We start from the raw sequence: 26,296 nt of genomic DNA on the forward strand, positions 1-26,296 counted from the left end.
CGGATTGGACAACTCGGCGCGGCGGGGGGCGCGTCTTTCACCATTTTGTCAGCTGCCCTCGGCTTGTGAGGCAGCGCACACTTGTTTTCAGATGTTCTGCAACTCCGGACGCCGGTCGGACTGTTCGACCGACGGTCCGTCCCGACCCACGAGTTTCGACCCACGAGTTTCGACCCCACGAGAGGAACCGGTACGAATGTCGATCGACGTACTCGAGAACTACATCAACGGTGAGTTCGTCGCCTCATCCGCGACAGAGACGCTGGACTTGATCAACCCCGTGGACGAGAGCGTCGTCGGGCGTGCGCCCGTCTCCACCAAGGCCGACGTGGATGCCGCCGTCGAGGCGGCCGAGCGGGCCTTCGTCTCGTGGGGCAAGACCACTCCGAGCGTCCGGCAGACCGCGTTGCTGAAGCTCGCCGACGCGATCGAGGCGCACAGCGACGAACTCGTCGAGGCCGAATGCCGCAACACCGGGCAGCCCAAGCAGGTCATCGCCGACGAAGAGATCAAGGTGGGCGCCGACCAGCTCCGCTTCTTCGCGGGCGCGGCCCGGATGCTCGAAGGCAAGGCCGCCGGCGAGTACATGGACGGCTTCACGTCGTACGTGCGCCGCGAGCCGATCGGTGTCGTCGGTCAGGTCACCCCGTGGAACTACCCGTTCATGATGGCGCTGTGGAAGATCGGCCCCGCGCTCGCGGCAGGCAACACGATCGTGCTCAAGCCCAGCGACACCACCCCGAACAGCACGCTCGTCCTGGCTCGGCTGACCAAGGGGATCCTGCCGGACGGCGTCTTCAACGTCGTCCTCGGCAACGGTGAGACCGGCGCCGCCCTCGTGGAGAATCCGGCCCTCGGACTGGTGTCGATCACCGGATCCGTTCGGGCGGGCATCGCCGTCGCCGTCTCCGCCGCACGCCAGCTCAAGCGCGCGCACCTCGAACTGGGCGGCAAGGCCCCCGCCATCGTCTTCGGTGACGTCGACATCGAGAAGACGGCGAGTGGCATCGCCGAGGCCGCCTTCTTCAACGGTGGGCAGGACTGCACCGCCGCCACCCGCGTCCTCGTCCACGAGTCCATCCACGACCAGCTCGTCGACGCACTCGTCCGCAAGGCCGAGACGCTCAAGCCCGGCCTGCCGGACGACCCGGACACGTTCTACGGCCCGCTCAACAACGTCAACCATTTCAACGCGGTCAGTTCCAAGATCGCCGCGCTCCCCACCTCGGCCAAGATCGTCACCGGCGGAAAGCGTTCGGGAGAACAGGGATTCTTCTTCGAACCCACCGTGATCACCGGTGTCGACCAGCGCGACGACATCGTGCAGGAGGAGACGTTCGGTCCCATCCTCACCGTGCAGAGCTTCTCCGACGAGAAGGAGGCCGTCACCCTCGCCAACGACGTCCGGTACGGTCTGGCGTCGAGCGTGTGGACCAACGATCACGGTGTCACGCAACGGCTCTCGGCCGCACTCGATTTCGGTGCCGTGTGGATCAACTGCCACATCCCGCTCGTCGCCGAGATGCCGCACGGCGGATTCAAGTACTCCGGCTACGGCAAGGACCTCTCCGGCTACGGCGTCGAGGACTACACCCGCATCAAGCACGTCATGAGCTCCAACGACTGACGTCGCCCACCCCCTACCCATCCACGTCACGACCCTGAGGACTGCACCATCATGAACGACATCCAGTACCGGCTGCCGCAGAAGCGCGCCCTGGTCACCGAGCTCCCCGGCCCGAAGTCGGCGGCCCTCACCGCACGCCGCCGCGCCACCGTGGCCGCGGGCGTCGGCTCCAGCGTCCCCGTGTACGCGGCGGATGCCGACGGTGGTGTGGTCGTCGACGTCGACGGCAACTCCCTGATCGACCTCGGCTCGGGCATCGCGGTCACCAGCGTGGGCGCGTCCGATCCGGCCGTCGCCGAGGCGGTCCGGGAGCAGGTCGGGCACTTCACCCACACCTGTTTCATGGTCACCCCGTACGAGGGCTACGTCCGCGTGGCGGAGGAGCTCGCCGCCCTCACCCCCGGTGATCACGAGAAGCGCACCGTCCTGTTCAACTCGGGCGCGGAGGCGGTGGAGAACGCGATCAAGGTCGCTCGCCTCGCCACCGGCCGCGACGCCGTCGTCGCGTTCGATCACGCCTACCACGGTCGTACGAACCTGACGATGGCCCTCACCGCCAAGTCGATGCCCTACAAGGCTCACTTCGGTCCGTTCGCTCCCGAGGTGTACCGGCTCCCCATGTCCTACCCCTACCGGGACCAGGACGGACTGACCGGCGAGCAGGCCGCCCAGCGCGCCATCAGCCAGATGGAGAAGCAGATCGGCGCCGATTCACTCGCGGCGATCATCATCGAGCCGATCCAGGGCGAGGGCGGATTCATCGTTCCCGCCGAGGGATTCCTCCCCACCCTGGTGAACTGGGCCCGCGCCAACGGCGTCGTGTTCATCGCCGACGAGGTGCAGACCGGGTTCTCCCGCACCGGCGCCTGGTTCGCGTGCGAGCACGAGGAGATCGTCCCGGACATCATCACGATGGCCAAGGGCATGGCGGGCGGCATGCCGCTGTCCGCGATCACGGGCCGCGCCGAACTCCTCGACAAGGTGCACCCCGGCGGTCTGGGTGGCACGTACGGCGGCAACCCCGTCGCGTGTGCCGCCGCGCTCGCCGCGATCGACAGCATGCGGAAGTTCGACCTGCCCGCTCGCGCACAGCACATCGGCGACCTGGCCCTGCCGCGGCTGAAGGCCCTGGCCGCCGACGTCGGTGTCATCGGTGACGTGCGCGGACGCGGCGCGATGCTCGCGATGGAGTTCGTCAAGCCCGGCACCGACGAGCCGGACGCCGAACTGACGAAGGCGATTGCCGCACATGCGCTCGAACAAGGTGTCATTCTGCTGACGTGCGGTACCTACGGAAACGTCATCCGACTGCTTCCGCCGCTGGTGATCAGCGACGACCTGCTCGACGACGCCCTGACCGTCATCGAGCAGATCGTGCGCTCGCTCGTCTGACCCGTGCGCCTTGTCGGTAGTCACCGCTACCGAAAAGGCGCACGAGCACGAAAGGCCCACCCCACGACCAGAGGAGACACCATGACCCGGACGACCACCGGCACGTTCCATCCTCTGGACCCGTTGGGGGCGGACGAATTCGCGAAGGCCGCGGCCGTCCTCGCCCGGGAACACGGGGTCGGGGACGGCTGGCGGTTCGCGTCGATCGAACTGGCCGAGCCGGCCAAGGCCGAGGTGTCGGCGTTCGACACGTCGGGCACCGTCCCGGACCGCCGGGCCGTCGTCGTGTGCTTCGACCGCAGCAGCGGAGACACCTACAAAGCGCTCGTCTCGCTCACGGGAGACAACGTGGTCTCCTGGGAGCACATCCCGGACGTCCAGGCCAATTTCACGGTGGACGAATGGGAAGAGGCGGACGCCTTCCTCCGCGGGCACCCGGACGTGATCGCGGCACTCGCGAAGCGCGGGATCACGGACATGAGCCTGGTGTTCATGGACGTGTGGACGTACGGCGACGCGGTGACCCCGGAGAAGTACAAGGGACGCCGGCTCGGCTGGTCGGACACCTGGGTGCGGGCGGCCGAGGGCGCCAACCCGTATGCGGGCCCGGTCAACGGTTTCCACTGCGTGATCGATGTCAACAAGATGGAACTGCTCGAGATCGAGGACACGTTCAGCGTCGAACGTCCCGAGGTCATGGGCGAGTACGTGCCCCGGCACATCCCGGAACGGATCCGCGACGCGAGCACCCGGCCGCCGTTGACACCATTGGACATCGTCCAGCCGGAGGGACCGTCGTTCACGCTCGAGGGCAACAAGCTCGAGTGGCAGAACTGGTCGCTGCGGGTGGGGTTCAACTACCGCGAGGGCATGACCCTGCACGCAGTGACGTACAACGACAACGGCCGGGTGCGCTCGATCGCGAACCGGATGTCGTTCGCGGAGATGGCGGTGCCGTATCGCGACACCAGCACCGATCACTACCGCCGCACCGCCTTCGACATCGGCGAGTGGGGCATCGGGTTCATGACCACGTCGCTGACCCTGGGCTGCGACTGCCTCGGTGAGATCCGGTACCTCGACGCCGTCCTCCACGACAGCCACGGTGTGCCGTTCACGATCGAGAACGCGATCTGTATCCACGAGGAGGACAACGCCGTCCTCTGGAAGCACGTCGACCACGACGCGGGCGCCGAGGTGCGCCGTATGCGGCGGCTGACGGTGTCGACGCACGTGACGGTCGCGAACTACGAATATCTCGTCTACTGGCGGTTCTACCAGGACGGCAACATCGAGTGCGAGGTCCGCGCCACCGGGATCATGGTGGTCAGCCATTTCCCCGAAGGCGGGGAGCACCCCAGCGGGACGCTCGTCGACAACCGCACGTACGCGCCGTTCCACCAGCACTTCCTGGTCGCCCGCCTCGATCTCGACGTCGATGGCACCGAGAACACGGTGTACGCGACCGAGACCGAGGTGGTGCCGATGGGCCCGGACAACCCTCTCGGTCTCGCGCTGCGCCAGAAGAACACCCCGCTGCGCACCGAACACGAAGGCCGCCAGGACTTCGACTGGCAGAGCCAGCGGGCGTGGAAGGTGGTCAACGACAACGTGACCACCGGGCTCGGCACCGCCCCCGCCTACAAGCTCGTTCCCGGCGGCGCGATACCGTCGATGTTCGACCCGGCGTCGCCGATCTTCCAGCGCACCGGTGCGATCGGCCACACCGTCTGGGTGACACCCAATTCACCCGACGAACGCTGGCCTGCCGGGGAATTCGTGAACCAGAGCAAGGTCGATCACGGACTTCCCGCCTGGACCGAGGCGAACCGCCCGATCGAGAACACCGACGTGGTGCTCTGGTACACGTTCGGTATCCACCACATTCCCCGGCCGGAGGATTGGCCGATCATGCCTGCGGACACCGTGTCCTTCTGGCTGAAGCCGGTCGGATTCTTCGACCGCAACCCCGCCCTCGACGTCGCCCCCACCCCGGAGGCGTGCGATCACCACCATTCCCACCACGAGGACTCCGATGACTGATTTCGAACGGCTCCGCGCCACCCTGCCCACCGGTCTGTGGATCGACGGCGCCCAGACCGACCCGATCGACGGCGGCACGTTCCCGGTCTACGACCCGGCCACGGGCACTCTCATCGCCGACGTCGCGGATGCCGGTGGCAAGGATGCGATGCGCGCACTGGACTCCGCCGCGGCGGTCCAGGAGGAATGGGCGGCGACCGCGCCGCGGCAGCGGTCGATCATCCTGCGTTCGGCGTGGGAGAAGGTCATCGAGCGCACCGACGACCTCGCGCTGCTGATGACGATGGAGATGGGCAAGGCACTGCCGGAGAGCCGCGGCGAGGTGAACTACGGCGCCGAGTTCCTGCGCTGGTTCAGCGAGGAAGCCGTCCGCATCCAGGGCCGCTACACCACGTCCCCGTCGGGCAGCGGACGGATCATGGTCACCAAGGTTCCGGTCGGACCCACCCTGGCCGTCACGCCGTGGAACTTCCCCCTCGCGATGGGCACCCGCAAGATCGGCCCCGCGCTCGCCGCAGGCTGCACGATCATCGTCAAGCCCGCCGAGGACACCCCGCTCACCATGCTGCTGCTCGCCGAGATCTTCGCCGAGGCAGGCCTGCCCGCCGGTGTGCTGTCTGTGCTGCCCGCGTCGAACGCCGCCGCCGTCACCGAACCGCTGCTCGCGGACCCGCGGCTGCGGAAGGTGACGTTCACCGGATCCACCCGGGTCGGCAAGATCCTCATCGAGCAGTCCGCACAGCAGGTGCTGCGCACGTCGATGGAACTCGGCGGCAACGCCCCGTTCGTGGTGTTCGACGACGCCGACATCGACGCCGCGGTCGAGGGCGCGATGGCCGCGAAGATGCGCAACGGCGGCGAGGCCTGCACCGCCGCCAACCGACTGATCGTGGCCAACTCGGTGCGCGAGGAGTTCACCACCAAGCTCACCGACCGGATCGCCGCGCTCACCGTCGGACCGGGCAGCGAAGAAGGAACCAACGTCGGCCCCCTCGTCAACGAGAAGCAGCGCCGCAACGTGGCGTCCCTCGTCGACGACGCCGTCGCCGCGGGCGCCCGGATCCGCACCGGCGGCAAGTCCGTCGACGGTCCCGGTTACTTCTTCGAGCCCACCGTCCTCGACGAGGTGCCCGCGAACGCGCGCATCGTCCGCGAGGAGATCTTCGGACCCGTCGCCGCGATCACCGGTTTCGACACCGAGGCCGAGGGCGTCGCCGCCGCCAACGACACCGAATACGGTCTCGCCGCGTACATCTACACGCAGAACGTCGACCGTGCGTTCCGCGTCGCCGACAAGCTCGAGAGCGGCATGGTCGGCGTCAACCGCGGAGTGATCTCCGACGTCGCCGCGCCGTTCGGTGGAGTCAAGCAGTCCGGCCTCGGCAGCGAAGGCGGCACCGAAGGCATCGAGGAGTACCTCGAGACCAAGTACGTCGGCTTCGCGTAAACCACCCGCCCCGAGACAGATCGGAACCGTCACCATGCGTTTGGTCGTTGGATATCTCGCCACCCCCAGCGGGGAGGACGGTCTGGCCCTCGGGGCGCAGCTCGCCCGCAGTCTCGGCGCACAGCTCGACATCTGCATGGTGCTCCCGCCGGACCGCACGGTCCCGGCGAGAGTTCCGGCAGAAACCGGCTACGACGACATTCTCGCCTCCCGCGCCCAGCGCTGGCTGGACGAGGCGAAGTCGTCGGTGCCGAGCGACATCGACGTGGAAGTCCACCTGAGCTTCCACGAATCGTTCGCGCAGGGTCTCATCGACGAGGTGTCCCGGCTGGGGGCGCAGGCGATCGTCGTCGGCGCCGCCGGCGACGGCCTGCTGGGGCGGCACTCCGTCGGCTCCGTGTCGACGGAACTGCTGCACTCGGCGCACGTTCCGCTGGCCCTCGCACCCCGAGGGGCGCGGCACTCCTCCGCAAAGAAGATCCGCGAGGTCACCTGCGCTCTCGGGACCCGGACCGGGGCCGACGTGCTGTTGCGCACCGCGGTGCGGACGTGCGAGCGGATGAAGACCCCACTCCGCCTGGTCTCCCTCGTCGCACTCGACCCGCAGAACGACCTCCGCGATCACCGGGACACCCCCGACGACATCCGCGACCGGGCCGTCGCCCACGCGCAGAGCACCCTCGAAGTGGCGAAATCGGCTCTTCCCGAAGACTTTCCCGTGTCCGTCACGATCGCCGACGGCTCCTCCGTGGAATCGGCGGTCCGCACACTCGACTGGCAGGACGGCGACCTCGTCATGGTCGGCTCCAGCCGGCTCGCCCAACCTCATCGACTGTTCCTGGGATCCACCGCGGCCAAGATGCTCCGCGTCCTGCCGGTGCCCATGGTGGTCGTCCCCAAGCAGGAGTTCCCCAACAGTGAGTAAACCGTCCGCGACACCCGCCCCGGATCCACGCTCGTTCCCGACCGGAGGTTCAGACATGACGAACAGCGAAGGCGCACCGGCGTCGGCCGACGGCGCCGTGAGTGCCAAGGGGCTGGCCACCGGCGCGGTCGGAACCTTCTCCGGGGCGATCCTCGGGATCTCCTCCGTGGCACCGGGTTACACGCTGACGGCCAGCATCGGACTGATCGTCGCGGCGGTCGGGTTGAAGATGCCCGCCATCTTCATCGCCGGCTTCATTCCCATGTTCCTCACGGCGTACGCCTACCGTGAGCTCAACTCCGAATCCCCCGACTGCGGTGCGTCGTTCACGTGGTCGACCAAGGCGTTCGGACCGTACGTCGGCTGGATGTGCGGCTGGGGCATGGTAATCGCCACGATCATCGTGCTCTCGAACCTCGCGGCGATCGCGGTCCAGTTCTTCTATCTGTTCATCGCGAAACTGTTCGACGCCCCGAGCATCGCCGACCTCCCCGGCAACAAATTCGTGAATGTGGGCACCACCCTGCTCTTCATCGCGCTCGCCACGTGGATCGCCAGTCGCGGCATCACCACCAGCGAGCGCCTGCAGGTCGCACTCGTCGGCTTCCAGATGGTGCTGCTCATCGCGTTCGCGGTGGTGGCACTGGTCCACGTCGGCAACGGGGACGCCCCCGCCGGGCTCTCGTTCGACCTGAGCTGGTTCAACCCGTTCACCGGACTGGCCCTCGGCGCGTTCGTGATCGGCCTCACGGGTTCGATCTTCGCGTTCTGGGGCTGGGACACCTGCCTGACGCTGGGCGAGGAGTCGAAGAACCCGAAGAAGACCCCCGGTCGCGCCGGACTGCTGTGCGTCGCGACGATTCTGCTGACCTACCTGCTCGTGTCGGTCGCCGCGATGATGTACGCCGGCGTCGGCGAGGACGGCCTCGGTCTCGGCAACCCGGACAACTCCGAGAACGTCTTCGGCGCCCTCGCCGACCCGGTTCTCGGCAACTGGGGCGGCATGCTGCTGTTCCTCGCGGTATTCGTCTCCTCGGTCGCGAGCCTGCAGACCACGTTCCTGCCTGCAGCACGCACGATGCTGGCGATGGGCGCCTACGGCGCGTTCCCCAAGAAGCTCGCCGAGGTGTCGCCGCGATTCCTGGTGCCGTCCTACGCGACAGTCGTCGCCGGTGTGGTGACCGCGGTCTTCTACACCGTCGTCACGTTCCTGTCCGAGCGCACGCTGCTCGACACGATCGCCGCGCTGGGCATCATGATCTGCTGGTACTACGGCATCACGGCATTCGCGTGTGTCTGGTATTTCCGGGACAGCCTGTTCACGAGTTTCCGCAATATCGTCTTCCGGTTCGCGTTCCCGCTGCTCGGCGGCCTCATGCTGCTCGCGGTGTTCGTGATCTCGATCCAGGAGAGCATGGACCCGGAGAACGCCAGCGGTGCGTCCATCGGCGGCATCGGCCTCGTCTTCTTCCTCGGCTTCGGCATCCTCCTGCTCGGCGCCGTGCTGATGATGATCATGCGCTTCCGCAGTCCCGCCTTCTTCCGGGGCGAGACCCTCAACCGCGACACGTCCGCGTTGCGGGACGAGGGCGATCTCACGGCTCGATCGGAGCCTGCGCCACCAAGCCCGCGATAAGCGTCCGCAGCCCGAACTCGAATGCTGCATCCGCCCGTCCGGGGTTCGGCCCGGACGTGGCGAGGGCGGCCAGCATGGCCTCGTTCGCCTCCGGAGCGGTCGCCCAGACCACTTCGGGGGCGGCGAGGTCCAGCGCCGACCCCAGCACGAAGCTGTCGACCGTCGTGATGGCGTGCAGAATCTCCTCGGGCGTGAAGCCACCGTCCGAGAATGCCTGCGCCAGCGCGTTGTACAGCCCGAAAGCCACACCGGACTGCACTGTGTGCGCGGTGAACAGAGGAATCAGCCGAGGATGCTCGGCGTAGTTGCGCCGATACTCGCGCGCCAGGCCGGCCACCGTCTCGCTCCACTTGCCGTCGGGGTCCGCCACCACGATGCCCGCCATCATGCGGGCACGCATCAATTCGATGATCTCCGCCCTCCCGGACACGTGGTTGTACAGCGAGGAGGGCCGCACCTTCAGCCGTTCGGCGAGACCCGGCATCGTGAAATCACCGGTGAGGTCCACCATGCGCATGGCAGCTTCGGTGATGATCTCCGGCGACAGCAGTCGCTGTGATGGCCGTGGCATGGGTGCCCTCCTGGTCGGTGTGTGTCACCGGCGACCAGGGTGGATACCGAAGGAATCGAAATCGTCACGCCCCACCCCTTGATCGCCGAGCATTCACCCACCATACTTAACGAATCCAATTCGTTTTAGGCGCTCGCCGAACCGAACATCCGAGGAAACACAATGTTGACGATTACCGCCCTCACCCCTCCTGAGTCCCTGTCGAGGACGCGCGAGACGGGACGCACCCCGCTCCGCGTCGGCCTCGTCCAGCACCGCTGGCACGACAACGACGAGGACCTGCGGGCCGAACTCGACGAGGGCATCGCCGCGGCAGCGAAACTCGGCGCGCGCGTGGTGTTCCTCCCCGAACTCACACTGAGCCGCTACCCCGCGTCGACGCCGGGTGGCGACAACCCGGGACGTACCGCCGAGGACCTCCTCACCGGCCCCACGTTCACGTTCGCCGCCAAGGCCGCCGCGGAACACGGCGTCCTCGTCCACGCGTCGCTGTACGAGCGGAACGACTCCGAGGACGGCGTGCAGTACGAGGACGGTCTCGGGTTCAACACGGCCATCCTCGTCGCCCCCTCCGGTGAACTGCTCGCGCGCACCCGCAAGCTGCACATTCCCGTCACCGCCGGCTACTACGAGGACACCTACTTCCGCGGCGGTCCCGCAACCGATCCGTACCCCGTCCACACCGCCGAGGCACTCGGCGGGGTGAAGCTCGGACTGCCGACGTGCTGGGACGAGTGGTTCCCCGAGGTCGCCCGCGCGTACTCGCTCGGCGGTGCCGAGATCCTGGTGTACCCCACCGCGATCGGCTCCGAGCCCGACCACCCGCAGTTCGACACCCAGCCGCTGTGGCAGCAGGTGATCGTCGGCAACGGCATCGCGAACGGCACCTTCATGGTGGTGCCCAACCGCCACGGCAGCGAAGGCCTCATCACGTTCTACGGCTCGTCGTTCATCTCCGACCCCTACGGCCGGATCCTCGCGCAGGCCCCCCGCGACGAATCCGCAGTCCTCGTCGCCGACCTCGACCTGCAGCAGCGCGAAGACTGGCTGGCCCTGTTCCCGTTCCTGGCCACCCGGCGCCCCGACACGTACGGCGTCCTCACCGAGCCGGTCGATCACGCCTCCCCGTTCGGGAGGGCCTGATGACCTGGCGCATGCCCGCGGAAGGCGAACTGCACGAACGCACCTGGATGGCCTACCCCAGTGAGGGCTACGCCCTGGGCGACACCCCCGAGGAACACCACGAGGCCCGCACCACGTGGGCCGAGGTGGCGCACGCCGTCGCCCGGTTCGAGCCCGTCACCGTCGTCGTCGACCCCGGACAGGTGTCCGCAGCCAAGGAATACCTGCCCGCCGACATCGACATCGTCGAGGCGCCGCTGAACGACGCCTGGATGCGCGACATCGGACCCACATTCGTGCTGTCCGAGGACGGACGCCTCGGCGGCGTCGACTGGATCTTCAACGGCTGGGGCGGCCAGGACTGGGCCCAGTGGGACAAGGACTCGAAGATCGGCGCACTGGTGGTCGAGCGGTCGGGGGCCGAACTCGTCGACTCTCCCATCGTCAACGAGGGCGGCGGCATCCAGGTCGACGGCCTCGGCACCGTGCTCGTGACCGAGACCGTGCAACTCGACCCCGGCCGCAACCCCGAACTGTCGAAAGCCGACATCGAGGCCGAGCTCGCCCGGACGATCGGTGCCACGAAGGTCATCTGGCTACCGCGCGGACTGACGCGGGACCAGGACACGTACGGCACGCGCGGACATGTCGACATCGTCGCCGCCATCCCGTCACCGGGCGTCGTCCTGGTGCACGACCAGCGCAACCCCGAACACCCCGACTTCGAGGTCAGCAAGGCCGTCATCGACCTGCTGAAGCAGACCACCGACGCCCGCGGTGAGTCGTGGGAGATCATCACCGTCCCCGCGCCGACGGTCCTGCGCGACGAGGAGGGTTTCGTCGACTACAGCTACATCAACCATTTCGTCGTCAACGGCGGCGTCATCGCGTGCAGCTTCGACGATCCCGCGGACGAGGAAGCGGTCGCGATCCTGTCGGCCGCCTACCCCGGACGCACGGTCGTGTCGGTCGACGCCCGCCCGCTCTTCGCGCGCGGCGGCGGAATTCACTGCATCACCCAGCATCAGCCCGCCGTGCGCTGACGCGCCCGTGAGTACTTCTTAACCGCGGGCGGTTAACAAGTACTCACGGGCTAGCGGCGGCGACGCATGTAGTCGCTGACGACGGCCGCGCCCAGACCGTCCAGCCCGGGCGCCACGACGCGTCCGCCGACCCGCTCGGCCATCCGGTCCACCACCCGCGCGAGACCGGGATCCTCACCGAGCCGGAAGAACGTGACGTGAGCGCCGAGGCGGGCGAGGGTGTCGAGTTCCCGGACCGTCAGACCGAGGGTCCGGGCGCTCGGCGGGTAGTCGAAGTACGCGAAGCCGTCCGGCTCGAGGTGGGCCGTCGGCTCACCGTCGGTGACGATCAGGACCACCGGCTGGGCGTTGGGGTGCCGGCGCAGATGGCGGGCCGCCAGCAGCAGCGCGTGATGCAGATTGGTGCCCTGGTCCCACGCGCCGTCCAGGCCGGCCAGCTCCGACGGCGTCAGCACCTGCGCGTGCCTGCCGAACGAGATGAGCTGCAGTTCGTCGCTGCGGAACCGGGTGCTCACCAAGTGGTTCAGGGCGAGGGCGGTGCGTTTCATCGGCACCCACCGGCCCTCCATCACCATCGAGAACGACGTGTCGACCAGCAGCGCGACCGCCGCCTGCGACCGCTGCTCGGTCTCCATCACCTCCACGTCCGACACGGACAACCGGACGGGGACGCGACCGCGCTCGACCGGATCGGACGCCGCCCGCAGCACGGCGTTGGTGATCGTGCGCGTGACGTCCCACGGCTCGGTGTCGCCGAACGCCCATTCTCGGGACGCTCCGGTCGGCTCCCCCATCGCCCCGGCGCGGCGCGTCTCCCGTTGCCCGCCACGCGAAGACAGCTGCTGCGCCACGTCCCGCAGAGCCGTCTGACCGAGTTGCCGCATCGCCTTGGGCGACAGGCGCCACTGGCCGTCCGCCCCGCGGTCGAAGAAGCCCTGATCGCGCAGGGCCTTCTCGAGTTCGGCGAGGGTCTGCGCATCGGCCGCCGCCTCGTCGCCGAGTTGCCGCGCCAGAGAGTCCGCATCGATGTCGTCGAGTTGTGCGCCCGCATACTGCTGCGACAGTTGCTCGGCGAGCGACTCGAGTTCCGCGATGTCCTGCAACGCCCCGGTGCCCTCGCCCAGGCCCATGCCGTCGTCGCCGCGGAACCGCTGCGCGCCCTGCCAGTCCTCACCCGGGCGCGCGGCCTGCAGATGCTGGTCCAGCCGGTCCAGCTGTCCGATCAGCGACGGATCGCCGAACGCCTGCTGCGCCAGTGCATCAAGTTCGTCGCGCTGCTCCTGCGACAGGGAGTTCCGCAGGCGCTGCGCCGCCGCCGCCCGCTGCGCCAGTGAGTCGAGCAGTTCCTCGACGTTCTGCGGGTCCTCGGGGAAGTATTCCCCGTGCTTGTCCATGAACTCGTCGAACTGTTCCTGCGTGTCCTCACCGCGGGAGTGCTTGTCCAGCAGGTCGTTGAGATCGGTGAGCATCTCGCGGATGCGTTCGCGGTCTTCTTCCGTGGCACCCTCGAGGGCCTGTTTCATGCCGGCGAACCGCTGGTCCAGCACCTCTCGGCCCAGGAGGTCCCGGATCTTCTCGTAGTCCTCGCGGGCCTCCGAACTGCGCCAGTCGTAGTCGGCGAGTTCCTGCACGGCCTGCGCGGTGGACGGCGACAGTTCCTCGAGGCGCATCTCGGAGAAGCGGGCGTCGTCGTCGAGCGCGCGGGCCAGTGTCTTGCGTTCCTCGAGCACCGCGCGGTCGAGGAGTTCCCGGACCTCTTCGAGTGTGCCGTTCAGGTTGTTCCGCTTCAGCAGCTCACGGCGACGCCGATTGGCCTCGGCCGCAAGCTCGTCCAGGCCGCGCATGTCCCGGTTGCCGCGCCGGAGCATCTCGCGCAGCGCCTGCCGCGGCGACGTGCCCGCGAACACGTCGTCGCCGATCGCGGCCAGGGCCTCGCGCAGGTCCACCGGCGGTGCCAGCGGATCACCACCCTCGTACGGCCCGTACCGCGCGTTGTGCGGTCCGCGCTCCGCCTTGCGGGTCATTACGAATACACCGTCTGCCCGTTGATGTCCGGGTTCTTCGAGATCCGCCGCGCCAGGTACAGCCCTTCGAGGGCGAACTCGGCGGCCGCGGCCCTCTCGCCGTCGGACTCCGCGCCCAGACGCTCTGCCAGCTCGTCGAGGACCTCGAGTTCGGGCAGCTCGTTCAGCAGCGCCTTCGCCGTGATCCGCTCACCGGTCACCACCGGGTCGCCCTGCTCGACCGCGTCCACGAGTTCCGCCAGGTCGATGCCGCCGAGCCGGGTGCGGACCGTGTCGGCCGTCGCCCGCCGGAGCAGGTGCTCCAGGACCTCGATCTCGCGCCCCTCCTCACCGGATTCGAATTCCACCTTGCCCCGCAGCACGTCGACGACGGTCTCGAGGTCGACAGGCCGCGCGACCGGGTCGGCCTCACCGAGCACGGCGCCGCGATGCACCGCAGCGGCGCTGACGGTTTCGGCGCCTGCCACCGCGAAGCGGGCGGACACACCCGACCGCTGATCGACCGACGTCGACTCTCGGAGCAGACGGGTGAATCGGGCCAGGATCTCGAGGAGGTACTCGGGCACCTCCGCGGTGAGATGCGCTTCCTGCAGGATGACCGCGACCTCGTCGTCGAGCCGGGTCGGGTAGTGGGTGCGGATCTCGGCACCGAACCGGTCCTTCAACGGGGTGATGATGCGACCGCGGTTCGTGTAGTCCTCCGGGTTCGCGCTGGCCACCATCAGGACGTCCAGCGGGAGCCGGAGGGTGTACCCGCGGACCTGGATGTCGCGTTCCTCCATGACGTTGAGCAGCGACACCTGGATGCGTTCGGCGAGGTCGGGCAGTTCGTTGATGGCGACGATGCCCCGGTGGGCGCGGGGAACGAGCCCGAAGTGAATGGTTTCCGGGTCGCCGAGACTCCGGCCCTCCGCGACCTTGACCGGATCCACGTCGCCGACGAGGTCCGCCACCGACGTGTCGGGGGTCGCGAGTTTCTCCGAATACCGCTCGCTGCGGTGCCGCCACGCGACGGGGAGGGTGTCGCCCAGTTCCTGCGCCCGGCGGATCGACGCCGGGGTGATGGGCTCATAGGGATGCTCCCCGAGTTCGGAACCGGCGATCACCGGGGTCCATTCGTCGAGGAGCAGATTGAGGGTGCGGAGGAGGCGGGTCTTGCCCTGACCACGTTCGCCGAGCAACACCACGTCGTGACCCGCGATGAGAGCCCGTTCGAGCTGTGGTTCCACCGTCTCCTCGAAACCGACGATGCCGGGCCACGGATCACGACCGTCGCGTAGGGCCGCGAGCAGATTCTCGCGGATCTCCTCCTTGACGGTGCGTTGAACGTGGCCCGACTCGCGGAGCTCGCCGACGGTGGAAGGTCTGTGTTCCGATGACGTCACCACTCCACGCTACGAGGGTTCGCGCGAATCGGCACGCGGTTAACTCGCGCCGACCCGCCCGGGTCAGCCCTCACGGCGCAGCGGGAGCAGTTCGCGGACCGTGCGATCGCGCAGGTACAGACCCGCCCAGACCGCGATTCCGACGTACACCGCGAACAGCACAGTGCTGAACAACGGCTTCTCGACGCGCCAGTTGGTGCGCGCGGTTCCCGACTCCGCCGTGACGGGTGTGGTCGCGGTGCTCACGATTCCTGCCCCTGTGCCGCAGCGGCATCCATCCACATGATCTCCCAGAGGTGACCGTCCGGGTCCTGGAAGCTGCGGCCGTACATGAACCCCTCGTCCATCGGGTCGTTGGAGAAGGATCCGCCCGACGCGAGCGCCTTGTCGGCCAGCGCGTCGACGGCCTCACGACTGTCCGCGGAGATGCAGATGATGGATTCGGTGGTCGTGGTGGCGTCGGCGACGGCCTTCTTGGTGAAGGTGGAGAAGAACTTCTCCGTCAGCAGCATGACGTGGATCTGCTCGCTGACGACGATCGACGACGCGTTCTCGTCCGAGAACTGCGGGTTCTTCTTATAGCCGAGCGCCTCGTAGAAGGCCGTCGACTTGCCGAGATCCTTCACGGGGAGGTTCACGAAGATCATGGTCGACATCGAATTCTCTTTCCGTCGGTGAGGTGGAGCCGATTCAAGTGACGAGCCATGCGACCTTTGTAGAGCAGATCACGTACCAATGTTGTAAAAAGAAACCTGCTGATATAAATAGGCAACTTTGGTCTATAGTTGAAACCATGGCACGGCACGCTTACGGGCAGTACTGCGGACTCGCACACGCCCTGGACATCGTGGGACAACGCTGGGCACTGCTCATCGTCCGAGATCTCCTCGTCGGACCGCGGCGATACACGGATCTCAAGCATGGTTTGCCCGGCATCCCGTCGAACATCCTGTCGGCCCGTCTGAAGGAACTCGAGGACGCCGACGTGATCGCGCGCCGCGCGCTGCCCCGGCCGTCGAACGCCGTGGTCTACGAACTCACCGACTACGGCAACGCTCTGGAGGACGCCGTGAAGTCGCTGGGCCGGTGGGGTGCGCGCACTCTCGGCGAACCCGACCCCGACGATGCCGTGACCGTCGACTCGATGGTGATGGCCCTGCGGTCGACGTTCCACCCCGACATCGCGCGGGACGTCAGCCTCACCTATGAACTGCGACTCGGGCCGATCGTGCTGTCGGCCCGCATCGACCGAGGCGAACTCGAGGTCGTGGAGGGCGCGGCCGACCGGCCCGACCTCGTGATCGAGACCGGGCCTGCGGTGAAGGCACTGATGGCGCGCGAGATCACCCCGGAGGACGCCATCGCCCTCGGCAGCGTGTCCGTCACCGGCGACCCGGCGCTGCTCGCCACGTTCGCCGACATCTTCAGCATTCCCTGAGTGCCCGCCTACGCGGCGGCACCGTACGCTGCCACGGCGTCCAACTCGTACCAGGCGGAGCGGTAGCGGTCGAACGTCACCGGATCAGCCTCCACCAGAAGGGAATCGAGCAGTACTCGCGGATCCTCGCGCCATGCCCGGACGACGTCCGCGACCGCGCGGTTCGAGAACAGACCCGACCCGGTGAGCGCCATCACCCACTCGTCGATCGCTCCCCGGTGAATCCGCTCGAGCGCCTCCCGGCGGAATCCGCCGTCGACGAAGTCGAGGGAGAACATGGCGGCGACGACATCACCGGCGGTCAGCTGTACGACGTTCATGGTGCGGCACCTTCCTGGAGTCGGGGCTGTCTCGGACGTAATCCGTTGGAACAACTAGTGATGCAGACGCTAATCGCCGATTGTGTGAGTTCTGTGATGCTTCTCTGAGATCTCGGCCGCGATGCCCGCCTGCCGTGGTCGCCGGGCCCCTACACTCCGTGCATGGAGACCTGGGTTCTGCCCGGACTGCTCGGTCTCGGCCTCGCCGCCGCGTCGGGACTGCGCACGTTCCTGCCGTTGCTGATGCTCAGCGCCGCGGTGCACTTCGAGGTGCTCGGGGTGACCCTGAACGAGTCGATGCGGTGGCTCGGTTCGACCGGGGCGCTGGTGGCGCTGTCGATCGCGACATTGTTGGAACTGACCGCCGATCTCATCCCGTTCGTCGACAACGTGCTGTCCGTGATCGGCAACGTCACCGGCCCCGTGGCGGGGGGTGCAACGGGTGCGGCGACTGCGCGCGACGTGAACTGGTAGACAGTCCCCATGCCTGACACCGAGATCACGTTCGACAGCGGTGCCGTCACGTACTACGGCAGCCTCCGCACCCCCGACCACGCGAACGGGTCGGCGCCTGCCGCACTGCTGCTCGCCGGCAGCGGTCCCACCGATCGCAACGGCGACAGCGCCCTGCTCCCCGGTGACATCGGAACGCTCCGCCACCTCGCCGACGTGCTCGAACAGCACGGCATCCCCAGCCTGCGCTACGACAAGATCGGCAGCGGCGAGACCGCCCTCGGCCCCTACGAGGTGGAAGAGGTCGGGGGTCTCGGATTCACCACCTTCGTCGACGCCGCGTCCGCGGGCCTCGACTTCCTGGCCGCCCAACCCGGGGTCGACCCGTCCAGGCTGATCGTCATCGGTCACAGCGACGGCGGGCTCGTCGCCCTCGCTCTCGCCACCGCGGAAGACGAGTCGCGCGTGCGCGCCGTCGGACTGCTCGAACCGCTGAGTGTCCGGCTCCTCGATCTGCTCACCACGCAGATCCACGGACAGCTCGACGCCGTCGTCGGCACCGGCCAGCTGCCGGTGGAACTGGCCGACGAACTCCGGCTCGCCCTCGCGGACACCGTCGAATCCCTGCGCACGTCGGGGACGATCCCCGACGACCTTCCGGAACCCCTGCAGAACGCCGGGCTGGTGCACGCCAACGCGAAAGCGCTCGCGGAGGAGGACGCGCTCGACCCCCGCGCGCTGGCCGGCAGGCTGCCCGCCGGCTTCCCCGTCCTCACGAGCTGCTCCGCCAAGGACATTCAGGTGCAGCTGGCGGACGTCGACGGCCTGAACGCCGCCCTCGCGCACACCGCGCTGACACCGGTGCGGATGACGAACGCCAATCACGTCCTCAAGGACGTCGGCGACCGTCCGTCCACCGGACCGGATTACGTGGAACCGCTCCCCTACTCGGCGGAATTCACCGAACCGTTCAGCAGGTGGATCGCCGCGCTGTGATCAGTTCCCGCCCGCCCCGGTGATCACGGCCATCAGCGTGCTCGCCAGATCGGAAACGAGCCCCAGGTTCTTGTCGTTGACGAGGTCTTGAAGCCCGTCGAGGCCCTCGACCTCGAGCAGCGGCGCCAGCATCTCCATCAACTCGGAGAACTGCGCCGAATCGGGTGCCGTCGACTTCGGTGCCGCCTTCGGGGTGGTCGCCTTCGGGGTCGTGGTGGTGGTCGACGACGCGCTGTCCTCGCTCGCCTCGGGCGTCGTCGTGGTGGCCGCCGGTGCCGCCGCCAGCTCCTCCGCAGGCGCCGCCTCCGACCCCGTCAGCAGGTAGGTGACGATGCCCGTCGTGATGGTGATCGCGTGCTTCAACTGGCCGTCGGTGCTCTCCAGCTGGGCGGAGTCCTCCTTGTTGGACCCGTTGCCCATCTCGACGAACACCAGCGGAATCTGAGTGAGCGCCGGTCCGGCCACATCGGCGCGGGTCTGGAGGCCGTCGTTCACGCCGGCGTAGTTGGCGGGAACGAAGCCGTCGGATTTGTAGGCGTCGCGCATCATCTTCGACGCCTCGAGGCCGCCGCCGGACTGCGCCGCGTCCGCTTTCTCGTCGGGGATGGGCAGCGACGGGATGATCATGTGGAATCCGTGTTTGCTCGCGTCCTCGCCCTGCGCCGTCGAGTCCGCGTGAATGCTCACCGCGAGATCGGCATTCGATTCGCTTGCCGCACGCGCTCTTTCGTCGACGCATCCGCCCCAGCCGGTGTCGTCCTGCCGACTCAGGACGACCTTCGCGCCGAGACTCTCGAGGCTGCTCTTCACCAGCTGGGAGACGTTCCAGTTGATGGTGTGCTCGGGCACCCCGCCGAGCGACGTCATGCCGCTCGTCTGGCAGTCCTTGGTGTTGCCCCGGCCGTCGTTCACCTGCTGCGCGAGGTCGTGGCCCTCGCTGGAACCCTGATGTCCGGGGTCGAGGAACACCGTCATCCCGGACAGTTCGGTGCCGGTCGCCGTCGCCGCGGGTTCCGCCGAAACGTGAGCAGGGATGAGCACGGACGCACCCAGGACGCAGGCGCCGAGGCCGGCCTTGATCGCAAATCGGTTCATAACGGGGATGGGCGCACCGTCGCAGTCCGGGCGCCACTCTCCTTCCACAGGTGCCACTCGAGTCACATCAGCCCCGAGTGAATCAGCTGCACCGTGCGTGCGGGCAGCTCGAGGCCGGATCGAAAGCAACCTGTGACCAAAGTGTGGGGCCCAACGCGCAGTTCCGCAGGCAAACGCCGAGAGGAGGCCTGCGGTTCTGCGCACTCACACCGGGGCGCCTGCCTGCCGCAATCGGTCCCGCACTCGCGCGACGATCACCTGCGGCCGCCGACGCAACTGCTCCGCGTTCACCCGCACCACCACCCACCCGAGCTCGGCGAGCCGTTCCATCCGCTCGATGTCCCACGTGCGCTGACGTTCGTCCGACCAGTGTTGTTCGCCGTCGTACTCGACGAGCACCTTCCACCTCCTCCAGCCCAGGTCCGCACGGACGAAGACGCGGCCGCGGCGATCCTCGATCGGTATCCGAGTCTCCGGTGCGGGCAGCCCGCCACGGATCAGGACGAGGCGAGTGCGCGTCTCCGGTGGGGACTCGGCACCGGGATCCACGAGCAACACGACGTCACGCAGCGACGCGAGTCCACGTTCGCCCCGATGCCGTCCTGCCACCGAAGAAATTTCCGCCGGGCGCAGTCCGGTGTCGTGGCAGAGGGTGTCGAGTACCTCGACGGCGCGGTCGGCGGGCAGCCATCGGCCCAGGCCGAAGGCTGTCCGCGCCGGAGTGGTGACGAGCATATCGCCCACGTGACACACTTCGTCCGGCAGGAGGGCATCCGCACGCACTTCGATGCCGTCGACGGATCGCCGGCTGCCTCGCCGGATGAGCGTAGCCGACTCACCCCCGCCGATCCACCGGGTTCCGTGTACGGCGGCCGCGGAGAAGCCTGCGAGTACCGCCTCACCGTTGGCCCACAGCCACGCGGCACGTGCGCGGGAGAGTGCTGTCACCTCGGCACTTCTGTGCACGTACACGTCCCGGTGCAGGCGCCGGTAGGTGCGTAGACCGTGCCGCGTGAGCTGCCCGTCTCGCAGCGCTTCCGATCCCCGGAACGGTTGCTGGAATTCCCCCATCGTCGAACCCTGACAGTCCGGCACTCGACAAGAGTCGCGAATTCCGGGTCTGTGGATAACGCATGTCGCGATCCACAGAAGCGTCACTGCGCAGAACTGTAGGTAAACATCGAGTACAACCCTGCATTTCTGCGCAGCGGCCGGATATTGGAAGTGCAAACCCTCAACCGGTGATGTACGGTCATCTACCAACCAGCAACGACACGCAGAAAGGTACGGCCATGATGCAGCTTCACGCGCTCTTCGCATCCGTACCCGCATGGCGTCGCTGCTTCGCCGACAAGCACATCACCAAGTTCGGCGCACCCCGAGAATGTTGAGACTCAACCAAGTCATTCTCGGGCACCCAGGGCAAACCCCTCGGGTGCCTTTTCTTTTACCTTTCACTTTCAGGAGCACCCCATGAAACTTCGCATCAACCAACTGTCCACTTCTCCCCCGTATCTCGATCTGCCGGACGACCTCACCGGTTACGCCGTTACCCTCGACCTGTCGCACTGCGATGCCGCCCACGAGGCCGGCCTGGGTGTGCTGATCAGCGAGGTCCGCAGCCGCGGCGCCGCCCGCGTGGTCATCACCGGTTCGCCTCGCGAACTCCAGGGCACGGGCCGAGCCCACGGGGCCGCAGCCGCCTGACGACGCAGAACGGGCCCCGGCATGACGCCGAGACCCGTTCGAGAGCTGCCGAATGCTAGTGCGCGAAGTGCCGCGCACCCGTCAGGTACATGGTGATGCCGGCTTCCTTGGCCGCGTCGATCACCTCGTTGTCGCGGACGGAACCACCCGGCTGCACGACTGCCTTGACGCCTGCGTTCGCGAGCACCTGCAGTCCATCGGGGAACGGGAAGAACGCGTCCGACGCGCCCACCGACCCGACCACCCGGTCACCGGCCCGCTGCACCGCAAGGTGCGCGGAGTCGACGCGGTTGACTTGGCCCATGCCGACGCCGACCGACGCACCGTCGGAGGCGAGCAGGATCGCGTTGGATTTCACCGAACGGCACGCGCGCCACGCGAACTCGAGATCCTTGAGGGTCTGTTCGTCGGCGGCGTCGCCGACGGCCAGCGTCCAGTTGGCGGGGTCGTCGCCCTCGGCGTCGAGCACGTCGCGCTCCTGGAGGAGCGCTCCCCCGGACACGGGACGCAGTTCGATTCCCGTCGCGGTGGGTGCCTGGGCAAGGAGGACGCGAATGTTCTTCTTGCGCTGCAAGACTCCGAGCGCACCGTCCGCGTAGGACGGGGCGATGATCACCTCGGTGAAGATCTCGGCGACCTGCTCGGCCATCTCGACGGTGATCTCGCGGTTCGCGGCGATGACTCCGCCGTACGCGCTGACCGGGTCGCAGGCGTGCGCCTTGCGGTGCGCCTCGGCGATGTCGGCTCCGACCGCGATGCCACACGGGTTCGCGTGCTTGATGATCGCGACAGCCGGTTCGCTGAAGTCGAAGGCCGCACGCCAGGCGGCGTCACCGTCGGTGTAGTTGTTGTACGACATTTCCTTGCCGTGCAACTGCTCCGCCTGGGCCAGACCGGCCGGGGCGGCGGGGTTCACGTAGAGGGCGGCAGCCTGGTGCGGGTTCTCGCCGTACCGCAGGACGGCCGAGCGGTCCCAGGTGGCGCCTGCCCATTCGGGGAACTGCGAGTCACCCGGTTCAACCAGCGTGGACGTCATCCAGCTGGCGACCGCGACGTCGTACGACGCGGTGTGCTGGAACGCCTGCGCGGCGAGCGCGGTGCGCTCGGGCAGCGTGAAACCGCCGTCGGCGACCGCGGTGAGCACGTCTTCGTAGCGGGCGGGATCCACCACGACCGCGACCGACGGGTGGTTCTTCGCGGCGGCGCGCACCATGGACGGCCCGCCGATGTCGATCTGCTCGACGCACTCGTCGGGGGTCGCATCCGATGCGACGGTCTGCGTGAACGGATACAGGTTCACGACCACCAGCTGGAACGCCTCGATGCCGAGTTCCTCGAGCTGCGCAAGGTGCTCCGGCTTCCGGGTGTCGGCGAGGATGCCGGCGTGCACCCGCGGATGCAGCGTCTTGACCCGGCCCTCGAGGCATTCGGGGAAGCCCGTCAGCGCCTCGACGGGGGTGACCGGGATGCCGGCGTCGGCGATCTTCGCTGCGGTCGACCCTGTCGACACCAGCTCGACGCCTGCCTTGTGCAGGCCCGTAGCCAGTTCGACCAGACCGGTCTTGTCGTAGACGCTGACGAGCGCTCGGCGTACTGCCTTGCGTTCACTCACTGGGGATCACGGCCTTTCGTCCATCGGAAACAACTCCACGGGTGGCGACAGCGGCGATGACGTCCGCCAACAACCGTCGCTCCACAGTCTTGATGCGCTCGTGCAGGGTCGACTCGTCGTCGCCGTCGAGCACGGGCACGGGTTCCTGCGCCAGGATCGGGCCGGTGTCGACACCCGCGTCCACGAGGTGGACGGTCGATCCCGACACCTTCACGCCGTAGGCCAGCGCATCCGGGACCGCGTGCGCGCCGGGGAATGCGGGCAGCAACGCGGGATGCGTGTTGATGATGCGACCGCCGAAGCGATCCAGGAAGGCGGGGCCGAGGATCTTCATGAACCCCGCCGACACGACGAGCGACGGCTGGTGCGAGGCGACGGCCTCGGTCAGCGCGACGTCCCAGGCGGCACGGTCGGCGTGGTCGCGCAGGCTCACCCGGAAGTGGGGAATGCCCGCCGCGTTCGCGTGGGTGGTCGCGTCACAGTCGCGGTCGACGCCGACGGCGACGATCTCGGCGGGATACCCGTCCGTGTGTGTTGCTTCGATCAGCGACCTCAGGAGGGTTCCCGCACCGGAGGCGAGTACGACGATCCGCGCCGGCGAACCGGTCGTGGGCTCCAGGTGGTCACGCGAGGAAGTCAGCGCTCTACTCCTGAACAATCGAAAGGCCGGGTGAATCGAAAGACGGGCGAAAATGGGGGCGGTCGCATCGTCGACCGACCAAGAGCCTAGTCGCTGGGGGTTGCGGGCCCTCGGGGCAGGTCGGCTTCCGGGCTCTCGGCGGCGTCTCCGGACCCCTCGGGTTCCTCCGCCGCCGTGTCGTCCTCGACCTCGACATCCACCACGACCTCGGCGTCGGAGTCGGTGTCCTGCGGTGCAACCGGCGCCGCCGGTGCTTCGGCGTCATCGACGAGTTCGGCTTCGATCACCCGACTCGGCGCGACGTCTTCAGGGACCACCGGCTCCTCGGTGATCGGGGCGGCGATCGCCGGGACCTCCTCCGCGCCGGGAAGGTGCGGCTCCTCGTCCTCGGTGTCGGCGTCGTCCTCGTCCGCGGCGCCCCGGCTCCGATGCCAGGCCACGACCACCGCCGTCACCGCGCCCGCGAGTCCGAGCCATGCGAACGTGAGCAGCCCGAACGCCCACCAGTTCAGCTCGACCGTGCCGAATGCGCCGAGCCTGCCGCCGGACACGAGGCCGAGTACCGCCGTCACCACGCCCACCCCAGCGGCAGCGGTCAGCACGGTGAACAGCGCTTCCTGCCCGGCGACGCGGCGCCCGCAATCGCGTCCGAGCATCACACCGATCAGCAGCGGAATCACCAGCAGCGCAGGCCACGCGCCACCCGACACCCCGTCGGGAACGGCGCCGAGCAGCGGCAACGGCGGCAATGAACCACCGACGTTCCCGAACACGCTGACCGAGACGTCCCCGATCTGCGCCGTCCCTCCCATGACCGCGGCCGCGGCACCCACCACGACGTTCGGCAGATACAGCACCGACAAGATCGTCAGTCCGAGCATTCCGACGACGCCGTCGCCACGTTCGAGCAGCGAGCCGACCGTCGACCACTCCATCAGCAGCGAGATCGTGACCATGACCGCGCCGGCACCGAGAATCGCCGTCAACGCACGCAGTCCCGGCCGCACCGCGTCCCGGACCCACGACGGAACCTGCGCACCCAGCGTCGGCCACATCGCGACCGTCACACCGATCACCGACGCGAGCAGGTGCACGAACAGCACCCACCCGAACGCGGCGAGCGCGTTCGGGGAAGACAACGGGATGACCGCCGACGCGTCCGCGATGACAGCGAGGCTGATCGCCGTCACGACCAGCGGTCCGGCCACCGCAGCGCCGATCACCTGCAGAGCGTGCCGCCGCGAGGACGCCGGGTGCACCACGCCGGCGCAGCCACGGGCGACCACCCACACCATCCCCGCTGTCGGGATCAACGGGAGGACTCCGAGTGACGTGCCGTCGATCGTCAACGGCACCTGGTGAATCGCCAGCCACGACGCCGCGATGGCACCGAACGTTCCCGTGAGGTCGCTGTTCGCTGCCACCAGCGTGACGACGATGAGTGCGGACAACAGGACGACGGTGACGCCCGCCGGCCGGAACGCGACAGCGAGCAATGCCCGCATCTCGTCGGCGTCGGGCACGGGTCGCTGTCGCGGGACTTGCCGCTCCTCGTCACCGACGGCTCGCCGTCGAGCACCCTGCGCGACGCGCTGCGCACGATCAACCAAAGAACTCATCCCCTCGAGAGTGGCACTCCGACGCCGCGACAGCGGTCAGGCGCGCCGCACAGAAGTGGCCTCCGACCACGTTCGGTCAGAGGCCACCTTGCTGGTTGGGCCGCTACTTGTCGTCCCTGTCGGCACGCGTGTCGAACGCCTGGGTCGGCGCGCTGTAGCCCTCCGATTCGGGCTTGTCGACCGATTCGGCCGGCTTTTCCTCGGTGGACGGCTGCTCGCCGTACTCCAGCGTGCGCTCGACGGGGGACGACTCCGACTGCGAGCCGTACGCAGGCGCCGCGTGCTGCGCGGAACCGTAGCTGGTCCCGGCCGGGTACTGCGAGCTGGGCGTTCCGGTGGACTGCGACGGGCTCGACGGCTGCGAGTACCCCTGGTACTGCGGCTGCTGGTAGGCGGTGGTCGGGGCGTCGTACGACGCAGACCCGGCAGCACCCGCAGCGGCCCCGTAACCGGGCTGCTGGGGCTGCCCGTAGCCCTGGCCGTAGCCGGGCTGGCCCTGCGCGGGCTGACCTTGCTGGCCGTAACCCTGCTGGCCGTAGCCGGGCTGGTTCTGCTGCCCGTAGCCGGGCTGCGACTGGCTCTGCTGCCCGTAACCCTGCGGCGCGCTCTGGCCGTAGCCCTGCGGCGGCTGTCCGTACGACTGCTGCGAGCCCTGCCCGTAGCCCTGCGGGGCGCCCTGGCCGTAACCCTGCGACGCCTGACCGGGCTGACCGAAGCCTGCGGCCGCGGACGGCTTGGGCGCCGGCTGCTTGAGAAGACCGATGTCGAACAGTGTGGCCGCGACGGCCACAGCCGACTGGATGAATCCGAGAACGAGGATCAGGATCGCGCCCCAACCGGAATCCGCGTCGACGTTCAGGAACACGAACAACGCGACAACCCAGCCAGCGACGGACGCCGCCGCTGCCGCGCCCGCATAGGACTGCTTCGGAAGGAGCGAGACCGCCGCGAGGAGACCACCGAGGAACAGCAGGCCGAGCCCGTCCGTGTTCGCTTCGAACGAGTTCACGGACTCTCGCGCCAAGGTGGCGTACGGGGCGAACCCGAGCAGTAGGTTGAGGACACCGAGAACTGCGACACCGATCAGAAGGAAGAAGCCCAGGCCTTTCGGTTCTCCCCCTGCAGTCGGTTGCGCGGGCGGACCGTAACTCGGTCCTCCGGGCGTGAACGTCATGACTTCTCCTAGTCGACAAGTGGTCGT

23 protein-coding genes and 1 pseudogene are annotated in these 26,296 nt (G+C 68.0%); 12 read left to right on the top strand and 12 right to left on the bottom strand.

Translation table 11 applies throughout. The annotated features are described in order from the left end of the window. The first annotated feature begins 196 nt into the window (after positions 1–196). The 6 genes from JVH1_RS08330 (at position 197) to JVH1_RS08355 (ending at position 9,070) form a co-directional block, all read left to right on the top strand. Complete coding sequence (locus JVH1_RS08330; protein ID WP_009478860.1) at positions 197–1,627, top strand: gamma-aminobutyraldehyde dehydrogenase; 1,431 nt, start codon at positions 197–199, stop codon at positions 1,625–1,627. A gap of 51 nt (positions 1,628–1,678) precedes the next feature. After that, on the top strand, positions 1,679–3,019 hold the full coding sequence (gabT, locus tag JVH1_RS08335) for a 4-aminobutyrate--2-oxoglutarate transaminase (RefSeq protein WP_005238605.1): 1,341 nt from the start codon (positions 1,679–1,681) through the stop codon (positions 3,017–3,019). An 81-nt stretch (positions 3,020–3,100) separates the two neighbouring features. Beyond that, positions 3,101–5,062: a primary-amine oxidase gene (locus JVH1_RS08340; RefSeq protein WP_009478859.1), complete on the top strand. Its 1,962-nt coding sequence runs from the start codon at positions 3,101–3,103 to the stop codon at positions 5,060–5,062. After that, positions 5,055–6,509, top strand: coding sequence for an NAD-dependent succinate-semialdehyde dehydrogenase (locus JVH1_RS08345; RefSeq protein WP_009478858.1), 1,455 nt, complete (start codon positions 5,055–5,057; stop codon positions 6,507–6,509). The genes JVH1_RS08340 and JVH1_RS08345 overlap by 8 nt, the downstream gene beginning before the upstream one ends. Positions 6,510–6,543: 34 nt before the next feature. Beyond that, on the top strand, positions 6,544–7,434 hold the full coding sequence (locus JVH1_RS08350; RefSeq protein ID WP_009478857.1) for a universal stress protein: 891 nt from the start codon (positions 6,544–6,546) through the stop codon (positions 7,432–7,434). Positions 7,435–7,489: 55 nt separating this feature from the next. Then, a complete protein-coding gene (locus tag JVH1_RS08355) occupies positions 7,490–9,070 on the top strand; it encodes an APC family permease (protein WP_011597750.1) in 1,581 nt (526 codons plus the stop codon). Here JVH1_RS08355 and JVH1_RS08360 read toward each other — a convergent pair. Beyond that, on the bottom strand, positions 9,030–9,641 hold the full coding sequence (locus tag JVH1_RS08360; RefSeq protein ID WP_005238594.1) for a TetR/AcrR family transcriptional regulator: 612 nt from the start codon (positions 9,639–9,641) through the stop codon (positions 9,030–9,032). The genes JVH1_RS08355 and JVH1_RS08360 overlap by 41 nt on opposite strands. A gap of 162 nt (positions 9,642–9,803) precedes the next feature. On the opposite strand from JVH1_RS08360, the gene JVH1_RS08365 reads away from it, so the two are divergent. Both JVH1_RS08365 and JVH1_RS08370 read left to right on the top strand, forming a co-directional pair. Then, positions 9,804–10,784, top strand: a complete 981-nt coding sequence (locus tag JVH1_RS08365) for a nitrilase-related carbon-nitrogen hydrolase (RefSeq protein WP_009478855.1) — start codon at positions 9,804–9,806, stop codon at positions 10,782–10,784. Beyond that, a complete protein-coding gene (locus JVH1_RS08370; RefSeq protein WP_009478854.1) occupies positions 10,784–11,806 on the top strand; it encodes an agmatine/peptidylarginine deiminase in 1,023 nt (340 codons plus the stop codon). Before JVH1_RS08365 ends, JVH1_RS08370 begins: the two co-directional genes overlap by 1 nt. Before the next feature lie 50 nt (positions 11,807–11,856). Here the strand turns inward: JVH1_RS08370 and JVH1_RS08375 are convergent, their stop codons facing one another. The 4 genes from JVH1_RS08375 to JVH1_RS08390 all read right to left on the bottom strand — a co-directional run bounded on the left by JVH1_RS08375 (position 11,857) and on the right by JVH1_RS08390 (position 15,871). Next, entirely contained in the window at positions 11,857–13,830 is a 1,974-nt protein-coding gene (locus JVH1_RS08375) for a VWA domain-containing protein (RefSeq protein WP_009478853.1), read from the bottom strand. After that, positions 13,830–15,215 (bottom strand): sigma 54-interacting transcriptional regulator, encoded by a 1,386-nt coding sequence (locus tag JVH1_RS08380; RefSeq protein WP_009478852.1) that lies wholly within the window; start codon positions 15,213–15,215, stop codon positions 13,830–13,832. The genes JVH1_RS08375 and JVH1_RS08380 overlap by 1 nt, the downstream gene beginning before the upstream one ends. A 63-nt stretch (positions 15,216–15,278) precedes the next feature. Next, entirely contained in the window at positions 15,279–15,461 is a 183-nt protein-coding gene (locus tag JVH1_RS08385) for a hypothetical protein (protein WP_009478851.1), read from the bottom strand. Then, positions 15,458–15,871: a VOC family protein gene (locus JVH1_RS08390; protein WP_009478850.1), complete on the bottom strand. Its 414-nt coding sequence runs from the start codon at positions 15,869–15,871 to the stop codon at positions 15,458–15,460. Before JVH1_RS08390 ends, JVH1_RS08385 begins: the two co-directional genes overlap by 4 nt. A gap of 137 nt (positions 15,872–16,008) precedes the next feature. Between JVH1_RS08390 and JVH1_RS08395 the strand changes: the two genes are divergently transcribed. Beyond that, entirely contained in the window at positions 16,009–16,653 is a 645-nt protein-coding gene (locus JVH1_RS08395; protein ID WP_009478849.1) for a winged helix-turn-helix transcriptional regulator, read from the top strand. An 8-nt stretch (positions 16,654–16,661) separates the two neighbouring features. On the opposite strand, the gene JVH1_RS08400 is transcribed toward JVH1_RS08395, so the two are convergent. Then, positions 16,662–16,973, bottom strand: a complete 312-nt coding sequence (locus tag JVH1_RS08400) for a hypothetical protein (RefSeq protein WP_009478848.1) — start codon at positions 16,971–16,973, stop codon at positions 16,662–16,664. Positions 16,974–17,135: 162 nt separating this feature from the next. Between JVH1_RS08400 and JVH1_RS08405 the strand changes: the two are divergent. Both JVH1_RS08405 and JVH1_RS08410 read left to right on the top strand, forming a co-directional pair. After that, positions 17,136–17,441: pseudogene (locus JVH1_RS08405) on the top strand (DUF4126 domain-containing protein); the annotation flags it as partial. A gap of 15 nt (positions 17,442–17,456) precedes the next feature. Further along, entirely contained in the window at positions 17,457–18,422 is a 966-nt protein-coding gene (locus tag JVH1_RS08410; RefSeq protein WP_009478846.1) for a serine aminopeptidase domain-containing protein, read from the top strand. On the opposite strand, the gene JVH1_RS08415 is transcribed toward JVH1_RS08410, so the two are convergent. Beyond that, a complete protein-coding gene (locus tag JVH1_RS08415) occupies positions 18,423–19,517 on the bottom strand; it encodes an N-acetylmuramoyl-L-alanine amidase (protein ID WP_009478845.1) in 1,095 nt (364 codons plus the stop codon). It lies immediately after the preceding gene. 204 nt (positions 19,518–19,721) lie between these two features. Further along, positions 19,722–20,588, bottom strand: a complete 867-nt coding sequence (locus JVH1_RS08420; RefSeq protein WP_043781745.1) for an endonuclease domain-containing protein — start codon at positions 20,586–20,588, stop codon at positions 19,722–19,724. A gap of 402 nt (positions 20,589–20,990) precedes the next feature. Between JVH1_RS08420 and JVH1_RS08425 the strand changes: the two genes are divergently transcribed. Next, on the top strand, positions 20,991–21,224 hold the full coding sequence (locus JVH1_RS08425; RefSeq protein ID WP_009478842.1) for a hypothetical protein: 234 nt from the start codon (positions 20,991–20,993) through the stop codon (positions 21,222–21,224). Positions 21,225–21,279: 55 nt separating this feature from the next. On the opposite strand, the gene purH is transcribed toward JVH1_RS08425, so the two are convergent. From purH to JVH1_RS08445, 4 genes are all read right to left on the bottom strand, one after another. Then, positions 21,280–22,836, bottom strand: a complete 1,557-nt coding sequence (gene purH, locus JVH1_RS08430) for a bifunctional phosphoribosylaminoimidazolecarboxamide formyltransferase/IMP cyclohydrolase (RefSeq protein WP_009478841.1) — start codon at positions 22,834–22,836, stop codon at positions 21,280–21,282. After that, positions 22,829–23,494 (bottom strand): phosphoribosylglycinamide formyltransferase, encoded by a 666-nt coding sequence (gene purN / locus JVH1_RS08435; protein ID WP_009478840.1) that lies wholly within the window; start codon positions 23,492–23,494, stop codon positions 22,829–22,831. Before purN ends, purH begins: the two co-directional genes overlap by 8 nt. Positions 23,495–23,562: 68 nt before the next feature. Beyond that, positions 23,563–25,086, bottom strand: a complete 1,524-nt coding sequence (locus tag JVH1_RS08440) for a DUF6350 family protein (RefSeq protein WP_009478839.1) — start codon at positions 25,084–25,086, stop codon at positions 23,563–23,565. A 112-nt stretch (positions 25,087–25,198) separates the two neighbouring features. Next, entirely contained in the window at positions 25,199–26,269 is a 1,071-nt protein-coding gene (locus tag JVH1_RS08445; protein ID WP_009478838.1) for a DUF5336 domain-containing protein, read from the bottom strand. Between the last annotated feature and the right edge of the window lie 27 nt (positions 26,270–26,296).

This window comes from Rhodococcus sp. JVH1 (assembly GCF_000280725.2).
Classification (GTDB): Bacteria; Actinomycetota; Actinomycetes; order Mycobacteriales; family Mycobacteriaceae; genus Rhodococcus_F; species Rhodococcus_F jostii_A.

Excerpts from the sequence above, each read along its gene's own strand:
- JVH1_RS08330 (WP_009478860.1), top strand. The coding sequence starts at position 197 with ATGTCGATCGACGTACTCGAGAACTACATCAACGGTGAGTTCGTCGCC.
- gabT (WP_005238605.1), top strand. The coding sequence starts at position 1,679 with ATGAACGACATCCAGTACCGGCTGCCGCAGAAGCGCGCCCTGGTCACC.
- JVH1_RS08340 (WP_009478859.1), top strand. The coding sequence starts at position 3,101 with ATGACCCGGACGACCACCGGCACGTTCCATCCTCTGGACCCGTTGGGG.
- JVH1_RS08345 (WP_009478858.1), top strand. The coding sequence starts at position 5,055 with ATGACTGATTTCGAACGGCTCCGCGCCACCCTGCCCACCGGTCTGTGG.
- JVH1_RS08350 (WP_009478857.1), top strand. The coding sequence starts at position 6,544 with ATGCGTTTGGTCGTTGGATATCTCGCCACCCCCAGCGGGGAGGACGGT.
- JVH1_RS08355 (WP_011597750.1), top strand. The coding sequence starts at position 7,490 with ATGACGAACAGCGAAGGCGCACCGGCGTCGGCCGACGGCGCCGTGAGT.
- JVH1_RS08360 (WP_005238594.1), bottom strand. The coding sequence starts at position 9,641 with ATGCCACGGCCATCACAGCGACTGCTGTCGCCGGAGATCATCACCGAA.
- JVH1_RS08365 (WP_009478855.1), top strand. The coding sequence starts at position 9,804 with ATGTTGACGATTACCGCCCTCACCCCTCCTGAGTCCCTGTCGAGGACG.
- JVH1_RS08370 (WP_009478854.1), top strand. The coding sequence starts at position 10,784 with ATGACCTGGCGCATGCCCGCGGAAGGCGAACTGCACGAACGCACCTGG.
- JVH1_RS08375 (WP_009478853.1), bottom strand. The coding sequence starts at position 13,830 with ATGACCCGCAAGGCGGAGCGCGGACCGCACAACGCGCGGTACGGGCCG.
- JVH1_RS08390 (WP_009478850.1), bottom strand. The coding sequence starts at position 15,871 with ATGTCGACCATGATCTTCGTGAACCTCCCCGTGAAGGATCTCGGCAAG.
- JVH1_RS08395 (WP_009478849.1), top strand. The coding sequence starts at position 16,009 with ATGGCACGGCACGCTTACGGGCAGTACTGCGGACTCGCACACGCCCTG.
- JVH1_RS08400 (WP_009478848.1), bottom strand. The coding sequence starts at position 16,973 with ATGAACGTCGTACAGCTGACCGCCGGTGATGTCGTCGCCGCCATGTTC.
- JVH1_RS08410 (WP_009478846.1), top strand. The coding sequence starts at position 17,457 with ATGCCTGACACCGAGATCACGTTCGACAGCGGTGCCGTCACGTACTAC.
- JVH1_RS08415 (WP_009478845.1), bottom strand. The coding sequence starts at position 19,517 with ATGAACCGATTTGCGATCAAGGCCGGCCTCGGCGCCTGCGTCCTGGGT.
- JVH1_RS08420 (WP_043781745.1), bottom strand. The coding sequence starts at position 20,588 with ATGGGGGAATTCCAGCAACCGTTCCGGGGATCGGAAGCGCTGCGAGAC.
- JVH1_RS08425 (WP_009478842.1), top strand. The coding sequence starts at position 20,991 with ATGAAACTTCGCATCAACCAACTGTCCACTTCTCCCCCGTATCTCGAT.
- JVH1_RS08445 (WP_009478838.1), bottom strand. The coding sequence starts at position 26,269 with ATGACGTTCACGCCCGGAGGACCGAGTTACGGTCCGCCCGCGCAACCG.